We start from the raw sequence: 17,969 nt of genomic DNA on the forward strand, positions 1-17,969 counted from the left end.
CGTGGGGGGGGGGGCCGGGGGCGGGGCTGGGGGTGGGGCTGGGGCTGGGGCTGGGGCTGGGGCTGGGTTGGAGTTGAGGCTAGGCCGGGGCCAGGGCTGAGGCCGAGTCGGGGTCGGGCTCTGGGATGGGGCCAGGGCGGGGTTATGGGACGGGGGCTGAGGCCGGGCCGAGTCGGGGTCGGGGTGCGGGACGGGAGTCGAGGTCGGGCTGGGGTCGGGGCCGACGCAGGAGCCGAGGCCGGGCCGGGGCAGTGCCAAAGGCCCGGTGGGCAAGGTAAGAGGCCGGGCAGGCAGGTCGAGGCCCGGGCCGGGCTGGCGCAGTGGTCAGGGCCGGGCTGGGGTTAGGGGGCGGGCGCGGTTAGGAGGGGCGGGATTCGACGCTGGTCAGGAGGGTCTTGAGGAGGCCGTCCAGGGTCTGGCGTTCGGCGGGGGTGAGGGCGGCGATGAGGGCGGTCTCGACCTCGGCGCGCAGGAGCATCGCCTCCATCCACAGGTCATGCCCCCGGGCGGTGAGCTCGACGTCGACGCGCCGCCGGTCGGAGGTGCCGCGTACGCGACGGACGAGGCCGGACTTCTCCAGCGTGTCGAGGCGGCCCGTCATGCCCGCAGGTGACAGGAGGAGCTCGGCCGCCAGTTGGGAGGGCGTGGCGGTGCCTCCGGCGGCTACGAGGCGGTGCAGGGTCTCGTACTCGAAGTCCTGCATCCCGACCTGGGCCAGCGCCGTCTCCTTGCTGTGGGCCAGGTGTTTCACCAGGACCTGCATGCGGGTGACGATGCCCTCCACGCGCTCGTCGTAGGGGGCCTTGCCGCGCCAGCGGGCGAGATGACGGTCGACGGAGTCCTCCACGCGACGCACTATACGGCAGCAAGTATTTTGTTGACGAAACATTAGCTGACGAATTAACGTCGTGGCTCATGACGAGACGGTTGCTGATCGGGCGTGCGCTGTCCGCGCTGGCCACGGCGTTGATCCCGACCACGCTCACCCTGGCGGTGCTGCGGGCCACGGGGAGTGCCGAGGACCTGGGTCTGGTCCTGGCGTGCGAGCTGCTGCCGCTGCTGCTGTGCCTGCCGGTGGCGGGGGTGGTCGCCGACCGGCTGCCGCCCGCGCGGGTCGTGCTGGTCGCCGACCTGGTGCGTTGTCTGGCTCAGGCGGGCATCGGGATCGAGCTGCTGGCGGGGGTGGGGCGGATCGCCGATCTGGCGGTGCTGTCCGCCGTGACCGGGGTGGCGATCGCGTTCGGGATGCCGGCGGTGCCCCGGCTGGTGGTCGCCGTCGTTCCGCCGGACGCGCGGCTGCGGGTGAACGCGCGCATCGGCGTGGCCACCAGCCTGTCGAGCGTGCTCGCGCCCGCTCTGGCGGGCGGCGTCGTGCTGGCCGCCGGTCCGGGCTGGTCGGCGCTGCTCACCGCCGCCGTGTTCGCCTGCTCGGCCCTGACCCTCGGCGGCATCCGTACGAGCTCCGACTTGAAGGCGGGTGGCGTCGGGTCGGTCCCCGTGCCGGGTGGCGGAGGATCGGTTCCTGCGCCGGGTGGCATGGCGTCGAGCCCCGCGCTGGATGACGCCCGTACAGGGTCCACCTCGGCGACTGATGGCGTCCGTACGGGGTCGGCTCCGGCGGCGGGTGGCGTTCGTGCGGGGTCCGGTTCCGGGGCGGGAGGGCGGGCAGGCAGGGGGGCGTTCGGGCGGGAGCTGGCCGAGGGGTGGCGGGAGGTGCGGGCTCGGCGCTGGTTCGTGGCGGCGGTGCTGGGGCACGGGGTGTGGCACTTCGTGGCCGGGCTGTTCCTGACGCTGGGCCCGCTCACGGCGGTGAACGCGCTGGGCGGCGAGGCGAGCTGGGTGCTGATCGTGCAGTGCGGCACGGTGGGCCTGGTGCTGGGCGTGCTGGTGGCGCCGAGGCTGCCGGTGCGCAGACCGCTGGTGGCGGCGCAGGCCGGGGCGGCGCTGTACGTGCTGCCGCTGGTCGCGCTGGCCGTGCCGCTGCCCGCGTGGGGGATCGCGGGGGCGTACCTGGTGGCGATGTTCGGGCTGGGCGTGCTGAGCCCGCTGTGGGAGACGCTGCTGGCGGAGGAGATCCCGGAGGCGGCGCTGGGCCGGGTGCGGTCGTTCGACGGGCTGATCTCGTTCGCGTCGCGGCCGCTCGGGCTGGCGGTGGCGGCGCCGCTCGCGGGGGTGACGGGGATGCCGGGGCTGCTGGTGGCCGGGGCGGTGCTGGTGGCCGTGGCGAACCTGGCGGCGGTGGTCAGGTTTCCTGCAGCGCGGCCTCTCGCAGCACGCCGTCGCTGATCTCCAGGACCCGGTCGGCGAGCGTGATCAGGCCCGGGTCGTGGGTGGCGACCAGGGCGGTGACGCCTTCGCTGCGGACGAGGGCGCGCAGCAGTTGCATGATCTGCCGGCCGGTCTGGGAGTCGAGCTGACCGGTCGGCTCGTCGGCGACGAGCAGGCGGGGCCGGTTGGCGAGCGATCGGGCGATGGCGACGCGCTGCCGCTGGCCGCCGGACAGCTCGTAGGGGCGCTGGTTGGCGTGCTGTTCGAGGCCGACGAGGGCGAGCAGCATGCGGATGCGCTTCTCGCGCTCCTCGACGGGGGTGCGGGCCAGGCGCATGGGCACGCCGACGTTCTCGGCCGCCGACAGCACGGGGATCAGCCCGAACGACTGGAACACGAACCCGACGACGTCGCGGCGCAGCGCGAGCAGGTTGTCCTCGGACAGCGAGGTGACCTCGTGCCCGGCGACGACCACGCGGCCGGCGTCGGGCCTGTCGAGGCCGCCGATCTGGTTGAGCAGCGTCGTCTTGCCCGATCCGGACCGGCCTCGGATGGCGACGAGCTCGCCGGGGTACGCCTCGAACGACACCTCCCGGAGCGCGACGACCTCCTTGGGCCCGCTGCGGTAGACCTTGCGGACGCCTTCGACGACGACGAGCGGCTCACTGCTCACCGGACGGCTCCTCTCTCGCCGGCCATACCCCGATATGGTCGGATTCCAGCTCCAGGCGCACGCGGCGCTCCATCTCCAGCGCGTTCATGAAGTCGCGCGGCAGCTGCAGGCGGCCCACGCGGTCGAGCACCGCGTACTCCTCGGCGATGATCTGGCCCTCGGCGTCCTCGCGGCGCAGCGTCTCGCTGCTGGTGCGGCCGTCGCGGATGCCGACGGTGCGGTCCACCTGCTCCGACACCAGCGGGTCGTGCGTCACCACGACCACGGTGACGCCCAGCTCCCTGTTGGCCTTGCGCAGCGCGTCGAACACCTGCTCCGAGGTGTCGCTGTCGAGCTCGCCGGTGGGCTCGTCGGCGAGCACGAGCTGCGGGCCGTTGGCGAGCGCGACCGCGATGGCCACCCGCTGCTGCTCGCCGCCCGACATCTCGGGCGTGGTCCGGTCGGCGCAGTAGCCGACGCCCAGGAGCTCAAGCAGCTCCGTCGCCCGGCCCCGCCTGGCCTTGCCGGCCAGCTTCATCGGCAGCTCGACGTTCTCCCGCGCCGACAGGTACGGCAGCAGGTTGCGCGCCGTCTGCTGCCAGATGAACCCGACCACCTCGCGCCGGTAGCGCAGCCGGTCCTTGGCCGTCATCGACAGCAGGTCCATGCCGCCCACCTTGGCGACGCCCGCCGTGGGCACGTCCAGCCCGGACAGCACGTTGAGCAGCGTCGACTTGCCGGAGCCGGACGCGCCGACGATGGCCAGCAGCTCGCCCTTCTGCACGAGCAGGTCGAGCCCCTGGAGGGCGACCACCTCGACGCCCTCGGTCTTGTAGATGCGCACCAGGTTGTCGCAGACGATGTGCGCGTCGCCGCCGAAGGCGGCCTTTCCCTTGCTGGCCTGCGCCTCCAGCTCGGACAGGGTCGGGTTCAAGACAGATCACCCACTCGGAGTACGGCGCCGAGGCTGCGGCGGCGGCTGATGGCGGTGTGCGCGTAGGCGCCGAGCACGGCCACGAGGGTGAGCCCGGCGGCCAGCGCCGTCGGCGTGACCAGGTCGAGCTCGTAGTCGCCGACGGGCAGCCCGCCGGCGTAGGCGGACAGGTCGACGCCGGGCCCGAGCGCGGCGGGCAGGACGAGCCCGAGGGCCAGGCCCACCAGGGCGGTGACGAGGATCATGGGCATGACCTCCAGCACGGTCAGGCGTTGTGCCTGCCGGTCGGACAGGCCCAGCGTACGCAGGAACGACAGCGCCCTGGCCCGGTCGGCGGCGCCGATCACCAGCGCGATGATCACCGCGACGAGCGCGTACGCGGACAGCGCGATCGTCACCACGAGCAGCGTGGTGCGGACGGTGCCGGTCAGCGGGTCGTCCTGGATGTCGGCGAGCGCGGCGGCCTGCGTCCGCACGATCGTGTCGGGTACGGCGGCGCGCAGCGCCTCGGCGGACGCGGTGCCGCCGACGATCAGCGTGTTGACCACCGGCCGCTGCCCGACGTCGAACGGCACCACGATGAACTTGCCCTCGGTGAAGAAGCCGGGCAGCGTCGGGGCGACGCCGGTCTCGGTGATCTTCAGCCGCGAGTTCCAGCCGATCTCGAACGTGCCGCGCCCCGCCAGCGCGGGCGAGACCACCGCCGGGATGCCGGACGGCGCGGTCCCCGCGGTGGGCAGCGTGATCGGGGAGCCGCCGAGCAGCCCCTGCCAGCTCCGCAGGTCGACCGCGAGCAGCTCGGCCCGTTCCGGCGTGTGGCCGACCTGGACCGAGGCGTACTGCGCGGGCACCACGGCGGTCACGCCGGGCACCTGACGCACGCGCTCGATCGCCTCGGCGGGCAGCTCCATCCTGGAGGTGACGGTGGCGGGCGCGCCCACGCTCTGCCAGGAGGCCAGCCGCTGCGTGTCGCCGACGCCGCCGGAGACCACCGAGGCGAACACCGACACGCCCAGCGCCGGCAGCAGGATCAGCACCGGCAGCATGCTGAACGAGCGCGCCCGGGCCGCCCGCGTCAGCCCGAGGAACGGCACGGCCGGCCGCATCCGGGCCGCGAGCCGTACCAGCAGGCGCAGCGGATAGGGGTAGCAGCGCATGGTGATCAGCCCCGCGGCGAGCGCGAGCGCGAGCGGGACCAGCAGCAGGAACGGGTCCTGCCCCTCGGTCCGCACGTCGGTCGTCAGCCCGCGCGTGCGCAGCAGGTAGGCCCCGGCCAGCGCCAGGCCGACGACCAGCACCTCCAGCGTGATCCGCTTGGCGGACGGCCGGGCGGTGGCCACGTCGTCGCGCCGCTCGTTCAGCGGGGTCCGGTGGGCGACGGCGATCCGCGCCGCCGCGAACGCCACCGCCACGACGACCACGAGCAGCGGGCCCGCGTGCACGAGCGGCAGCACCGGCCCGGGGAAGAGGTACGAGAGCGCGTACCCGGCCAGGGCGGCGGGCACGACGGCCAGCGCGACCAGCCCGGCGCCCGTCCCGGCGAGCTGCCGCAGCGCCCCGCCGCGCGCCCGCATCAGCCCGAGCGCGGTGTCCATCCGGTCGGCCAGGAGCTGCACGGCCAGCAGGATCACGCCGAGCGCGACCAGCAGCAGCCCGCCGAGCACCAGGTACATGACGGTCTGCGCGGTCGCCAGCCGGGCCTGGAACGAGCCGAGCATCTCCGGCAGCCCGGTCCGCAGGATCTGGCGCGGCAGCATCCCGTCGGCGACCTTCATCCGCCGCTCGAACTCTTTGATCGCCGGGAGCAGTTCGGGCACGTCGAGCGCGGTGGCCGCCTGCGTGCGCAGCGGCAGGATCCAGAAGTAGGTCAGGTTGCGGTCGCGCCCGCTGAGCTTGCTCAGGCCCTGGTCGGAGATCAGCGCGGTGGCGTGCACCTCCTCGTCGAGGCTGCCCGCCGGGCGGTTGAGCTGGAGGTTGATGACGTCCTGGTTGTGGCTCCAGTAGCGGTCGGCCGGGTCCTTGGCCTCGAAGGCGCCGACGACCTTGACGGCGGCGTAGTTGTTCTCGCCGATGACCCGCGTGTCGCCGATCTTGATGCCGAGCGCCGACATGGACTCGCGGGCCATGCCCGCTTCGAAGAGCGTGAGCTCCTGGTTGTTCCAGGTGGTCGTGGTCGGCTCGCCGGGTGCCCGGCCCTCGACCCAGGTGACGCGGCGTTCCTGGTCGGACAGCCAGGCGAGGTTGAGGTACTGCTTGCCGCCCGTGCCGGAGATCGGCGTCCCGTACGTCTTCGCGCCGGAGTGGCCGGTGCCTGTGCCGGCGGGGGCGATCAGCCGGTCGAGCGGCGCGGGCAGCACCGCGCGCATGTCCTGCTCGAGCTCGTCGAAGGACTGGGCCCGGGTCAGGTCCTGGCCGGGGGAGTCGGTCGTCATCATCGTCGTCAGGTCGACCCGCTCGGCGGGCGCCTTCAGCAGCGCCTCGCGCAGCGCGGCGTCGAACGCCGCCTGCGTCACGCGCGGCAGCCCCGCCACGAGCAGGCACGCGCTCAGCGTCAGCGCGAGCAGCACGGCCACCGCGCCCAGGTGTACCCGGGCCAGGTGCAGGAGCTTCACTGGTCCTCCCCGATCCGCAGGACCCGGCCGAGCCCTTGCCTGCGCAGGTTGCGCGCGAGTCCCGCGACGATGGCGAACAGCACCAGCGCCACCAGCGCGAGCATGCCCGCGGTCGCGAGCCACGGAATGTCGAGCAGCACCGACGGCGTGACCGCCGCCGCCTGCCCGGTCAGCACGATGTGCGGCACGACGAGGTTGCCCACGACCACGGCGAGCGCGGTGCCGGCCACCAGCGACAGCCCGACGACGAACGCCTGCTCGACGGCCAGCAGCCCGAACACCTGCCGGAAGCTCACGCCGAGCGCCCGCAGGATCGTGAACTCCGACATCCGCTCGCGCGCCGCGACGGTCGCGTTCACCAGGAAGCCGAGGGCGGCGAACACGAGCGCGGCCAGGAAGCCGAGGATGAGCGCGCCCTGGAGCCCGCTGGCCAGCGGGTCGTCCTGCAGCTCGGCGGCCAGCCGCCGCTGGTCGGTCACGGTGACGTTCCACTGCGGGTTGACGCGCAGCGCCGCCGTCGCCGCGCTCGTCTCGCCGTCCTCGGTGGCCAGCCACCACTCCGTCGCCGGTCGCGGCAGCAGTGCCGCGGACAGGCCGTGCTCCTGGAGCGTCGTCCAGTCGGCCAGCAGCGCCGGCTGGGCGGGGTCCGTCGTGGGCATCCGGTCGACGACGCCGGCGAGCGTGACGTCGATGACGCGGCGGTCCAGGTTGATCCGCCCGGTCTGCCCGGCGGTCAGCTTGCTGGCGGCGGCCAGGTCGGCGGTCATGACGACGGGCAGCGGGCCCGGCTTCGGCAGCGGAGCGAACGTCCGCAGGACGGGCAGGTCGCCGACCACCTCCATGCTGACCTGGGGCGCGCCGAGGTCACGGCCGTCGGCGGCCAGGCCGGACACGGTGACGGTCACGGCCGCCTCCTCGACGGGCGGCGGCGTGGCGACGAACCCGCGGACCGTCAGCGGGTATGCGATCTTCCCGGTCTTCCCGCCCAGCCACTTGAGGTCCACCCGGCCGGTGTTCTGCTGGTCGACGGTGACGGGCAGGTCGTGCCAGACGCCGAGCGCGTCGGAGATCCGCGCCCGCAGCGGCCAGACGCGGTTCGTGCGCACCTCCGCGGTGAGCGTGGTGGGCTGTCCCGGCAGTTCGAGGCCGGTGGCCTCGGCCCGGCCGGCGACCAGGCCGCGCGACATCGCCCCGACCGACTGCGCCGACAGGTCGGGCCGAAGCTGGAAGAGCCGCTCCAGCTTGCCGCCGTCCAGGGCGAGCAGGGTGACGGTCTGGCCGCTGAGGTCGACCTGGCCGCGGAAGGCGGGCGAGGCCGCGGTGACGCCGGGCAGGGCGGTGAACGCGGTGCCGCGCCCGGACACGCCCAGCTCGGGCGATTCGGGCGGCCCGGACAGCCGCAGGTCGGCGCCCGCCTGGTGGCGGGCCTGGTCGAGCTGGGAGGCCCGCCAGGTGGAGGCCGTGGCCATCGACACGATGCCGATCGCGATCGCCATGGTCAGCAGCAGCGCGGGCCCGGAGTAGCGCAGCGGCCGCCTGCTGACCTGCCACGCGCCGAGCGCGGGGGCCAGGCTGGGCCGCTTGGCCGTGAGCCGTTCGGCCAGCCGGGAGATGCGCGGCACCAGCCGCAGGCCGAGCATGCCGCCGGTGAGCAGCGCCAGCGCCGGGCCGGAGATGATCAGCGGGTCGATGCCCAGGCCGCCGCCGGCGGTCGTGGTGACGGGCGCGCCGTAGTGCTGGAGCTGCCAGATCGCCAGCGCCGCCACCACCAGCAGCGCCAGGTCGGCGCCCGCGCGCTGGATCAGCCCGCGCCCGCCGCCGCGGCCCCGCGACGCCTGCTCCTCGACGTACGTGCGCCGCGCCCCGGCCAGGGCGGGCAGCATGAGCAGCACGGCCGAGGCCAGCGCCACGCCCGCGGAGACGAGGAACGTGCCCAGGTCGGCGACGGGCGCCAGCCGGACGCCGGAGGCGGCGATCCACGGCAGCATGTTGATGAGCGCGAGCAGCGGCGGCGCGAGGAACGGCGCGGCGACCGCGCACGGCACCGCCACCAGCAGCGCCTCACCGCCCGCCAGCCCGGCCAGGCGCAGCGTCCCGGCGCCGCGCGAGCGCAGCAGCGCCACCTCCATCCGCCGGTGGTCGGCCAGCAGGCGGGCGGTCAGCATGAGCGCGTACGCGGCGAGCAGCAGCAGTTGCAGCACCGGGATGAGCATCGTGGAGCGGGCGACCAGCGAGGCGGTGTCGAGCTGGGTCAGCACCTCGGCCAGCCGCGTGGTCGTCTGGCAGGACGGGCAGCCGCCGGACTTGAGCGCCTCGGGCAGCTCGTCCACGGCGGCGGCGAGCGGGCGAAGCTGCTCGGGCGTCAGGTCGCGCACGGCGGGGACGAGCGTCCACGTGGTCGTGACGTGGGTGGCGAACTTGGACAGGAACGTCTCGCGCGGCACCATCAGCGGCCCGTACGTGGTGAACTGCCCGCTCTCCACGCCCCGGCTGAGCAGCTGCTCGCCGGTCCAGCGGTCGCCGAACGGGTCGTCGAGCTGGAAGACGCCGGTGATGCGCACCTTGACGGTCTTGCCGTCGAGCCGGCCCTCGGTGCTGATCTCCTGACCGGCCGTCAGCCCTGACGCCGAGGACGCCGACAGCGGGATCGCCGCCTGCACCACGTCGCCGCCGGACTCGGGCCAGGTGCCGGAGACTAGCTTGGCGTGCTTGTCGAGCCCGTCGTAGGCGCCGAACCTGAGCAGCTCGGGGACCTTGCGGTCCTGCTGGCCGGGCATCGCGTACGAGTCGGAGCGGAAGCTGGTGGAGATCTCGGCCGGCACGCCCCCGAAGGCCTCGGCGGCGGCGTCGCGTACGGTCTTGTCCTGCCTGCCGAAGTCCTCGGCCGTCACCGGGGCGTTCACGGTGACGGCGATCTGCCGCAGCGGCGCGGTCTCCATCGTCCGGAGCACGCCCGCCTCGGCGATCGAGGAGGCGTACATGGTGAGCGCGACCAGCGTGGTGGTGGCGAGCAGGATCGAGCCGAACGCCGCCAGCAGGAGCAACGGCTCGCTGAACGCACGCTTGACGACTAACGGCCCCCGCATGCGACCCCCATTCACCCGGTTAGGTGAACCTTTGAGCAGTGTCCGCTCCGGCCGCAAGGTCGTCTTTTCAACGGTGACACAGCCGATACGCTGCGGCGATGCGTATGTGATATTGAAACTGTGACACATTCCGCATGGACATACTTCACTCAGCGGAGTATGGGGAGAGTGGGGGCGCAACACAAAACGCCGCACCCCCCGTCAGAGGGTGCGGCGTCGCGCTGAAGCGTTACTTGGCCAGGGCCGCGGCCTGCTTGGCGATCGCGGACTTGCGGTTGGCGGCCTGGTTCTTGTGGATGACGCCCTTGCTGACGGCCTTGTCGAGCTGACGGGCGGCGACCCGCTGGAGCGCCGCGGCCTGCTCGACGTCACCCTGCTCGGCAGCCTCGCGGAACTTGCGGACCGCCGTCTTCAGGGAGGACTTGACCGCCTTGTTGCGCAGGCGGGCCTTCTCGTTCTGCCTGTTGCGCTTGATCTGGGACTTGATGTTCGCCACGAAGAAGCCTCGGTGAAAGTCTTAGGTGATGGATGAAGCGCGCGGGCTCGAGAGAGGGCGCGCCACACGCAGTTGCCCAGGCTACCAATAACCCAGCTGGCAGCTCAAATCAACGGCGTTCTACGACAGCCAGCGTGTCCGGTATTCCGCCCAGTCCTCCGCCGTCGCCGCGAAGTCCACGTACAGGGCGAGGCCGAACCGCTCGCGCGGGCCGTGGCCGGACAGCGCCAGCTTGGCGCCCTCGGCCGCGAGCGCGACGCTCTCGGCCGCGTCGCTCCACGGGACGTCGTGGTCATGATAGGCGGGCGCGCCGACGAACACGTGCTTGGTCTCGGGCACCAGCTCCAGCGCCAGCTCCGCCTGCCTGGCCACGTGACCGCCGTAGAGCGACTGCAGGGGCAGCCCCGAGTCGTACGTCATGACCGCGACCTGGTCGACCCGGGCGACGACCTCCTGGAAGAAGCCCCGCGACCAGTACTTGTCGTGGGTGAGGACGGCCCTGGTGGCCAGGCGCATGCCCGGGTACGGCTCGATCTGGGGCGTGGAGGTCGACAGCAGGCGCGTGTGCTTGCGCGTCTCCTCCAGCAGGACCAGGAAGTCGGTGTCGCCGTCGCCGATCGGCTCGAAGTTGTAGTGGATGCCGTCGTAGCCGGTCCGCATGACGGCGGCGACGCCGGCCAGGACGTTCCGGCGGGAGGCGGGGTCGTCGAGGTCGAGCGCGTCCTCGACGGACTGGCCGAGCCAGGCGGAGACGCGGACCCCGGGGAGGTACTTCTTCATCCATTGGACGAAATTTTGGGCATTGGGGTATTTGGCAGGATCTAGTCGGCCATCCATCTCGAACGGCCCGGAATGCACGTACACATCCTTGATGCCGGTGGCGCGCAGCCGCACGGCCAGCTCCCGCACGTCCGCCTCCGTGCGGCGGCCGTCCACCCACATGTGGCCCAGCCACATGGCGTCGTTACCGGTGCTCTTCGCCCAGCCCGCGGGCTCGCCGGTAAACTGGAGGCGGAACGCTGCGGCTACGACGCCGGTCAGCGCCACCACGACGGCCACGACCAGCGCGACCAGGCGCAGGCCGCGGCGGATGACGGCTCGGGAAGTCACCCGGGCATGTCACCATGAAAGACTGCTTGTCCTCAACCCTGTCGAAACGGACTTCGGTGCGCACTCAGCCTGGCCAGACCGACCCCGCGTTGATCCGCAACTTCTGCATCATCGCGCACATCGACCATGGCAAGTCGACCCTTGCCGACCGGATGCTGCAGATCACCGGTGTGGTCGACGACCGCTCCATGCGCGCCCAATACCTCGACCGGATGGACATCGAACGCGAGCGCGGCATCACCATCAAGTCCCAGGCGGTCCGCCTGCCCTGGGACGGCCACGTGCTCAACATGATCGACACGCCCGGCCACGTCGACTTCACCTACGAGGTGTCGCGCTCGCTCCAGGCGTGCGAGGGCGCGATCCTCCTGGTCGACGCCGCCCAGGGCATCGAGGCGCAGACGCTGGCCAACCTCTACCTGGCCATGAACGCCGACCTGCACATCATCCCGGTGCTCAACAAGATCGACCTGCCGGCGGCCCAGCCGGAGAAGTTCGCCGAGGAGCTGGCCGGCCTCATCGGCTGCGACCCCTCCGACGTGCTGCGCGTCTCCGGCAAGACCGGCGTGGGCGTGCGCGAGCTGCTCGACCACGTCGTCGCCACCGTGCCCGCCCCGGTCGGCGACGCCGACGCGGCCGCGCGGGCGCTGATCTTCGACTCGGTCTACGACACCTACCGGGGCGTCGTCACGTACGTCCGCGTCATCGACGGCCACCTGGGCAAGCGCGAGCGCATCCTCATGATGTCCACCGGCGCCACCCACGAGACGCTGGAGATCGGCGTCATCTCGCCCGAGCCCAAGCCGTCCGAGCCCGGCCTCGGCGTCGGCGAGGTGGGCTACCTGATCACCGGCGTGAAGGACGTACGCCAGTCCCGCGTCGGCGACACCGTCACCACCGCCGTCAAGTCCGCCCGCGAGATGCTCGAAGGCTACGAGCACCCCAAGCCGATGGTGTTCTCCGGCCTCTACCCGATCGACGGCGACGAGTACCCGGAGCTGCGCGAGGCGCTCGACAAGCTCCAGCTCAACGACGCCGCGCTCGTCTACGAGCCGGAGACGTCGGCCGCGCTCGGCTTCGGCTTCCGCGTCGGCTTCCTCGGCCTGCTCCACATGGAGATCGTCCGCGAGCGGCTGGAGCGGGAGTTCGGCCTGTCGCTGATCTCCACCGCGCCCAACGTCGTCTACCGCGTCGTCATGGAGGACGGCACGGAGCTGACCGTCACCAACCCCTCGGAGTTCCCCACCGGCGGCAAGATCGCCCAGGTCTTCGAGCCGGTCACCAAGTCCACCATCCTGGCCCCCGCCGAGTTCATCGGCGCGATCATGGAGATCTGCCAGGGGCGGCGCGGGCAGCTCCAGGGCATGGACTACCTCTCGGAGGACCGCGTCGAGATCCGCTACACGCTGCCGCTCGGCGAGATCATCTTCGACTTCTTCGACCAGCTCAAGTCGCGCACCCGCGGCTACGCCTCGCTCGACTACGAGCCCGCCGGCGAGCAGGAGGCCGAGCTCGTCAAGGTCGACATCCTGCTCCAGGGGGAGGCGGTCGACGCCTTCAGCGCCATCGTGCACAAGGACAAGGCCTACGCCTACGGGGTCGACATGGCCAAGAAGCTGCGCGAGCTCATCCCCAGGCAGCAGTTCGAGGTGCCGATCCAGGCCGCCATCGGCGCCCGCGTCATCGCCCGTGAAAACATCCGCGCCATCCGCAAGGACGTCCTGGCCAAGTGCTACGGCGGCGACATCTCCCGTAAGCGCAAGCTGCTGGAGAAGCAGAAGGAAGGCAAGAAGCGGATGAAGATGGTGGGCCGCGTCGAGGTGCCCCAGGAGGCGTTCGTCGCCGCGCTGTCCACCGACTCCGGCGGCGACAAGACCAAGAAGTGACGCCCGGCTCCCGCTGAGGAGCCGGGCGGTTCAGCGGGCCCGCAGCACGTACGCGGCCAGCACCGCCGCGCCCGTCACCGCCTGCGCCACCAGCGTGGCCGTGAGCGTGGCGGGCGTGAACATCAGCGCGTTCACCAGCGGCAGCGCGCCGATCAGCGCCAGGTCCGGCCCGGTCGCCGCCCAGAACACCGGGCCCAACGGGATCGCCCCCGACCCCGTGTCGAGGATGGGCAGCGAGTGGTCGACCGGCCGCCTCCTGGCCATGCGCAGCGCCGCCGCCGCCAGCGCGGGCGCCAACAGCGGGCCCATCAGCCACCACGCGCCCACCGGCGGCAGCGCGCCCGCCAGCGACAGGCCCGCCAGGGCCAGCGCCGCCCACACGCCGCTCGTCAGCGCGGGCAGCAGGGCCCTCGCCAGCAGCGCCGGGCGGCGGCCCACGCCGAGCAGCCGGGCCAGGGCCGGATTGTCGCCGTCCCTGCGCGCCCCCGACACGCCCGCCGCCGCCACCGCGAGCGCCCCGCCGAGCACCGCCGCGCCCGCCACCGCACCGGCCCCCGCCAGCGCCAGCAGCGCCGGGAGCGCCGCCGCCGCGAACGTCGCGGCCAGCCGCCACGGCCGCCTGGCCGTCCGCAGCCAGTCCTGCCACGCCAGCGCGAGCGGCGCCGGCAGCGACGGCCAGCGGACCGAGCGCAGCCGCCTGGCGCGCCAGTGGTTGTCCTCCGCCATCCAGGTCAGCGCCCCGGTGTCGAGGCTCACGGCCGCCGTCGCCAGGTGCCCGGCGCGGGCCGACGAGGTCAGCAGCGCCGCCGCCGGGATCCGGTCCGCCCGCGCCCACGCGCGCCCCACCAGGAGCGCCGAGGCCAGCGCCGCCACGGCCGCCACCGCGGCGACCGCTCCCAGCGGCGCCCCCGCCACCGCCTCGACCACCCCGCGGAACGGCGCCTCCGCACCGTTCCCAACAGCCGCGGCTGCGCCTGCGGTCGTGCCGGTTACGGCGGCGGTGGTGAGGGAGGCGCGGGCCGTGCCCACGGCGGCGACCGCCGCCGTCACGAGGAGCGCCACCACGACGGCCGTCAGCCAGAGGTGCCACGTGTGAGAGGTCTGAGCCAGTACGGCGAGCGCCATCCCGCCCGCCGTCGCCGAGACCCCGACGACCATCGCCGCCACGAGCCGCCACACCAGGTGGTCCGGCGCGCCCACGAGCGCCAGCAGCGCCAGCCCCAGCACCCCGCCCGTCACCAGCGCCACCACGGCCAGCACCCGCAGGGGACGCCCGAGCACCGCGCGCCGGTCCAGCGGCGACATCACCAGCCAGCCCGCGTCGGACCCGCTCAACGCCACCGGCCCCACCGCCCGGGCCAGCGCCAGCCCGCCGGCCAGCGCCACCAGGGTGACCGCCACGCCCGGCGCCACCCCGGCGAGGTCCGCCGGGCCCCGCAGCCCCGCCACGGCGTCGGCGACCGGCCTGCCGAGCACGGCCACGGCGATCGCCGTCATGATCAGGCCCGCGTACCGGTCCAGCGCGCCGACCGGCGCACGGCGGCGGCGCGTGCGCACGAACGCGCGCACCTCACGCACGGCCGTCACCGGGCCACCTCGCCAGCGGGAGAGGCGGTGGGTGAGGCGGTGGACGAGGCGGCGGGAGGGACGGCGGGAGAGGCGGTAGGAGAGACGGTGGACGAGGCGGTGGGCCTGACGGCGCGGCCACGGGCGGCGAGGGCCGCGTCGTGGGTCGCCATCACCACCGTGCCGCCCTCGCCCGTGTACGCCTCCAGGAGCCCGGCCAGCCGCTCGCGGAAGGCCGCGTCCAGGCCGCGCTCGGGCTCGTCCAGCAGGAGCAGGTCGCTGGGCCTGAGCAGCGCGGCGGCCAGGGAGAGGCGCTGGCGCTGCCCGGTGGACAGGTTCAGCGGCGGCGCGTCGGCGCGCACCTCCAGCCCGAACACCGAAAGCGCCTCCGCCACCGTCATGCGCGGCCCGGCGTGCACGGTCAGCATCAGCTCCAGGTGCTCGCGGGCGGTCAGCCCCGGGTACCAGGCGGGCTCGTCGGCCGCCAGCGCCACGCGGCGCCAGAAGGCGGGCTCGTCGGCCGGTGGCGCGCCGAAGACCTCCACGGTCCCTTCGGTGGCGGGTTGCAGCCCCGCCAGGCAGCGCAGCAGCGTGGACTTCCCCGCCCCGTTGAGGCCGACGACGGAGACGGTCTCTCCCCGGCTGACGGTGAGGTCCATGCCCTGGATGACGGGGTTGCCGCCCAGGTCCACGGTCAGATCGCGGACATGAATGATCTTGTTGGACACCGTTCGAGTCTATGGCGCGGCTCCCGCCGCCGCTGTGCCGCCGCTGTGCCGCCGCCGTGCCGTGGCCGTCCCAGGCGGAATTGTCGGTGGCGCTGGCTAGCTTGTTCACCCGAACACTTGTGCGACTGGAGGGTGACATGATCGCTGCTGAGCGCTTTGAGCGTGCCGCGGTTCTGGGGGTGGCCGTGGCGGAGGAGACGCGGCGGCTCCTCCGGCTCCACCTGGCGCCCGCCGCCGTGGGGGAGGACGGCAAGGTGGTCGTCGACGTCCCCTATCCGGACGCGGCGGTGGTGACGGCGCTGCTCGACGTGGCGGCCGACTGCTTCGGCGAGCGGGGCGACTCGGTCGAGGAGGTGCGCCAGGCCGCGCTGCGCACCCTCTTACAGCTCGCCGACCTCGACGACACCTCCCGTCTCAACGCCCCCCGTTAGCCGATCGCCGGAGGGGGCCGGTCCGGGTTACCGTCGGGCATGCGCGTTTTGTCAGTAAATGTCGGCACTGCCGTCGACGCGGAGTGGGCGGGCAAGCTCAAGCGCACCGCCATCGACAAGAGGCCGGTCACCCACCGGGTGGAGGTGCGCGCCGGCGGCCTGGCCGGTGACGAGCGCGCCGACCGGGAGCACCACGGCGCCCCGGGCCACGCCGTCTACGCCTATGCCCGCGAGGACTACGACTGGTGGGAGGCCGAGCTGGGCCGCGAGCTGCGTGACGGCCGCTTCGGCGAGAACCTCACCGTGTCCGGCGTCGACGTCAACGGCGCGCTCATCGGCGAGCGGTGGCGGGTCGGCACCGCGCTGCTGGAGGTGACGGGGCCCCGGGTGCCGTGCGTGGTGTTCCGCAACTGGCTCGACGAGCCCGCCTGGGTCAGGCGCTTCACCGAGGCGCGGCGCACGGGCGCGTACCTGAGGGTGGTGGAGCCGGGGGAGCTGGGCGCGGGCGACGCCGTGGACGTGGTGTCCAGGCCCGGCGGGAGTGTCACGGTGGCCGAGTCGTTCCTGGCCTACCACGGTGACGAGGAGCTGCTGCGCCGCATCCTGGCCCTGCCCGGTTACGACCCGCGCTGGGACCGGGTGGCCGTACGGGTGCTGGGGGTCGTGTCCTGAGGGGCCTCGCGCGGAACGACCGCGCGGAAGGGGCCTCGCGGAAGAGGCCCGCGCGGATTGGGTTGCGCGGAAGGGCCTCGCGCGGACGTGGGCGCGTTTCACGTCCGCGCGAGGAGCACATCTCCTCCTACGGCCCCGCCGACTGAGCCTTGGTGCGGTTCGGGGCGGGTTCGCGGGTGGGGTGGGGGAGCGCCGGGTCGGGTGGTGGGGCGCTCCCCCGAGGGTGCTGTCTCACTTGAGGACCCTGTAGAGGGCCGTGGTGAGGGAGGCGCGGGAGTCGTCCTGGTCGATGGACCACATCATGGCGCCGCCGAGGCGCTTGAGGCGGATGTAGGCCGCCTTCTGCGTCAGCACCACCGGGTCGTCGTACGACCAGAACTCGTTGCCGTCGTAGAGCCAGACGGCACCGGTGCGCAGGTCGCGGTGACGCTTGCCGGGCTTGTTGACCAGGTCCTTGTAGTCCTCGGCGCCGGCGGCCCACTTGCCGGGGGCGGGGCCGGTGGCCGGCTGGTAGAGGCCGTCGCCGCCGCCGGTGACGCCGGTCCAGCCGAGGCCGTAGGCGGGGACGCCGATGACGAGCTTGCGGGCGGGGGCGCCGCGCGAGAGGTAGTCGCGGACGGTCTGGTCGACGCTGTAGCGGGGGTCGTTGGGGTCGCGGCGGTCGGTGAGGAGGTTGCTCTGGTGGCCGGTGCGGTTCTCCCAGCTGCCGCGCAGGTCGTACCCCTGGACGGTGGCGAAGTCGAGCTGGCGGAACACGCGCCGCACTTCGAAGCCGGCGTCGATCTTGGCGGCGGCGGCGGGGAGGAACGCGGTGAGCTGGGCGTCCCGCGAGAACGCGCGGAGCTGCGAGCGGAGCTCCTCGACGAAGAGGGTGAAGTTCTGCTTGTCCTCGGGCCGGATGATGTTGCCGTCGGCGCCGGAGGAGCCGGGCCACTCCCAGTCGAGGTCGATGCCGTCGAAGACGCCCGCTCCGGCGCCGGGCTCCAGGCCGGGCAGGTTGCCGCGCAGCCACAGGTCGATGCACGACTGGGCGAGCTTGGTGCGCGATTCGGCGGTGAGGACGGCGTCGGAGAAGTACTTGGAGCCGGTCCAGCCGCCGAGCGAGATTAGCGCCTTGAGCCCGGGGTGCTTGGCCTTGAGCTTGCGGAGCTGGTTGAGGTTGCCGTTGAGGGCCTGGCCGGGCTCGTCGGCGACGCCGTCGACGCTCTGCTCGGCCGGCACCGGGCGCTGCCAGTCGGCCCACGGGTCCGCGGAGTAGCAGGCGCCTTCGGCGTTGACGAAGCCGAACGCGTAGTTGACGTGCGTGAGCTTGGCGGCGGCGCCGCTGACGTCCATGTCCTTGACGTGATAGTTGCGCCCGTAGACGCCCCATTGGATGAAGTACGCGACCCGCTTGTAGCGGTCGTTCTCCGCCTGGGCGGGCACGGCGATCGCGGTGAGGGCGACTAAGAGCGACGAGAGAGCGATGAGGATTCTCTTCACGGGGGGCGCCTCCCGGGGCACGCAACTTATAGGAAACTTTCCTATA

At 73.0% G+C, this 17,969-nt stretch carries 14 protein-coding genes; 4 read left to right on the forward strand and 10 right to left on the reverse strand.

Features of this window, described 5'->3' with window-relative positions; translation table 11 throughout:
* Positions 1–358 precede the first annotated feature (358 nt).
* The gene (locus tag KME80_RS20620) at positions 359–847 is read right to left on the reverse strand and encodes a MarR family winged helix-turn-helix transcriptional regulator (protein ID WP_219507482.1); all 489 of its coding nucleotides are present in this window, start codon (positions 845–847) and stop codon (positions 359–361) included.
* Between the two features lie 68 nt (positions 848–915).
* Between KME80_RS20620 and KME80_RS20625 the strand changes: the two genes are divergently transcribed.
* Positions 916–2,286 (forward strand): MFS transporter, encoded by a 1,371-nt coding sequence (locus KME80_RS20625; protein WP_219507483.1) that lies wholly within the window; start codon positions 916–918, stop codon positions 2,284–2,286.
* Here KME80_RS20625 and KME80_RS20630 read toward each other — a convergent pair.
* From KME80_RS20630 to KME80_RS20655, 6 genes are all read right to left on the reverse strand, one after another.
* Positions 2,243–2,941, reverse strand: coding sequence for an ABC transporter ATP-binding protein (locus KME80_RS20630; RefSeq protein ID WP_219507485.1), 699 nt, complete (start codon positions 2,939–2,941; stop codon positions 2,243–2,245). The two genes, KME80_RS20625 and KME80_RS20630, sit on opposite strands and share 44 nt — an antisense overlap.
* A complete protein-coding gene (locus tag KME80_RS20635) occupies positions 2,931–3,854 on the reverse strand; it encodes an ABC transporter ATP-binding protein (protein WP_219507487.1) in 924 nt (307 codons plus the stop codon). The genes KME80_RS20630 and KME80_RS20635 overlap by 11 nt, the downstream gene beginning before the upstream one ends.
* Positions 3,851–6,466: an FtsX-like permease family protein gene (locus KME80_RS20640; protein ID WP_219507488.1), complete on the reverse strand. Its 2,616-nt coding sequence runs from the start codon at positions 6,464–6,466 to the stop codon at positions 3,851–3,853. Before KME80_RS20640 ends, KME80_RS20635 begins: the two co-directional genes overlap by 4 nt.
* A complete protein-coding gene (locus KME80_RS20645) occupies positions 6,463–9,552 on the reverse strand; it encodes an ABC transporter permease (RefSeq protein WP_219507490.1) in 3,090 nt (1,029 codons plus the stop codon). Before KME80_RS20645 ends, KME80_RS20640 begins: the two co-directional genes overlap by 4 nt.
* A 229-nt stretch (positions 9,553–9,781) precedes the next feature.
* Positions 9,782–10,048, reverse strand: coding sequence for a 30S ribosomal protein S20 (rpsT, locus tag KME80_RS20650; RefSeq protein ID WP_049574879.1), 267 nt, complete (start codon positions 10,046–10,048; stop codon positions 9,782–9,784).
* A gap of 120 nt (positions 10,049–10,168) precedes the next feature.
* On the reverse strand, positions 10,169–11,158 hold the full coding sequence (locus KME80_RS20655; protein WP_219507492.1) for a glycoside hydrolase family 18 protein: 990 nt from the start codon (positions 11,156–11,158) through the stop codon (positions 10,169–10,171).
* A 14-nt stretch (positions 11,159–11,172) separates the two neighbouring features.
* Between KME80_RS20655 and lepA the strand changes: the two genes are divergently transcribed.
* The gene (lepA, locus tag KME80_RS20660; protein ID WP_219507494.1) at positions 11,173–13,044 is read left to right on the forward strand and encodes a translation elongation factor 4; all 1,872 of its coding nucleotides are present in this window, start codon (positions 11,173–11,175) and stop codon (positions 13,042–13,044) included.
* Between the two features lie 30 nt (positions 13,045–13,074).
* On the opposite strand, the gene KME80_RS20665 is transcribed toward lepA, so the two are convergent.
* Complete coding sequence (locus KME80_RS20665) at positions 13,075–14,631, reverse strand: DUF6297 family protein (protein WP_219507495.1); 1,557 nt, start codon at positions 14,629–14,631, stop codon at positions 13,075–13,077.
* Entirely contained in the window at positions 14,628–15,338 is a 711-nt protein-coding gene (ccmA, locus tag KME80_RS20670) for a heme ABC exporter ATP-binding protein CcmA (protein WP_219507497.1), read from the reverse strand. The genes KME80_RS20665 and ccmA overlap by 4 nt, the downstream gene beginning before the upstream one ends.
* Before the next feature lie 137 nt (positions 15,339–15,475).
* On the opposite strand from ccmA, the gene KME80_RS20675 reads away from it, so the two are divergent.
* Positions 15,476–15,769 (forward strand): hypothetical protein, encoded by a 294-nt coding sequence (locus KME80_RS20675; protein ID WP_219507499.1) that lies wholly within the window; start codon positions 15,476–15,478, stop codon positions 15,767–15,769.
* Between the two features lie 39 nt (positions 15,770–15,808).
* Positions 15,809–16,441, forward strand: a complete 633-nt coding sequence (locus KME80_RS20680) for an MOSC domain-containing protein (protein ID WP_219507500.1) — start codon at positions 15,809–15,811, stop codon at positions 16,439–16,441.
* A gap of 231 nt (positions 16,442–16,672) precedes the next feature.
* On the opposite strand, the gene KME80_RS20685 is transcribed toward KME80_RS20680, so the two are convergent.
* Positions 16,673–17,923, reverse strand: coding sequence for a glycoside hydrolase family 18 protein (locus KME80_RS20685; RefSeq protein ID WP_219507501.1), 1,251 nt, complete (start codon positions 17,921–17,923; stop codon positions 16,673–16,675).
* Positions 17,924–17,969 lie beyond the last annotated feature (46 nt).

It is taken from the genome of Nonomuraea ceibae, assembly GCF_019396325.1.
Lineage (GTDB): Bacteria > Actinomycetota > Actinomycetes > Streptosporangiales > Streptosporangiaceae > Nonomuraea > Nonomuraea ceibae.

What these genes read in the sequence shown, in the direction of transcription:
- KME80_RS20625 (WP_219507483.1), top strand. Translation starts at nt 916, where the DNA reads ATGACGAGACGGTTGCTGATCGGGCGTGCGCTGTCCGCGCTGGCCACG.
- lepA (WP_219507494.1), top strand. Translation starts at nt 11,173, where the DNA reads ATGAAAGACTGCTTGTCCTCAACCCTGTCGAAACGGACTTCGGTGCGC.
- KME80_RS20675 (WP_219507499.1), top strand. Translation starts at nt 15,476, where the DNA reads ATGATCGCTGCTGAGCGCTTTGAGCGTGCCGCGGTTCTGGGGGTGGCC.
- KME80_RS20680 (WP_219507500.1), top strand. Translation starts at nt 15,809, where the DNA reads ATGCGCGTTTTGTCAGTAAATGTCGGCACTGCCGTCGACGCGGAGTGG.
- KME80_RS20645 (WP_219507490.1), bottom strand. Translation starts at nt 9,552, where the DNA reads ATGCGGGGGCCGTTAGTCGTCAAGCGTGCGTTCAGCGAGCCGTTGCTC.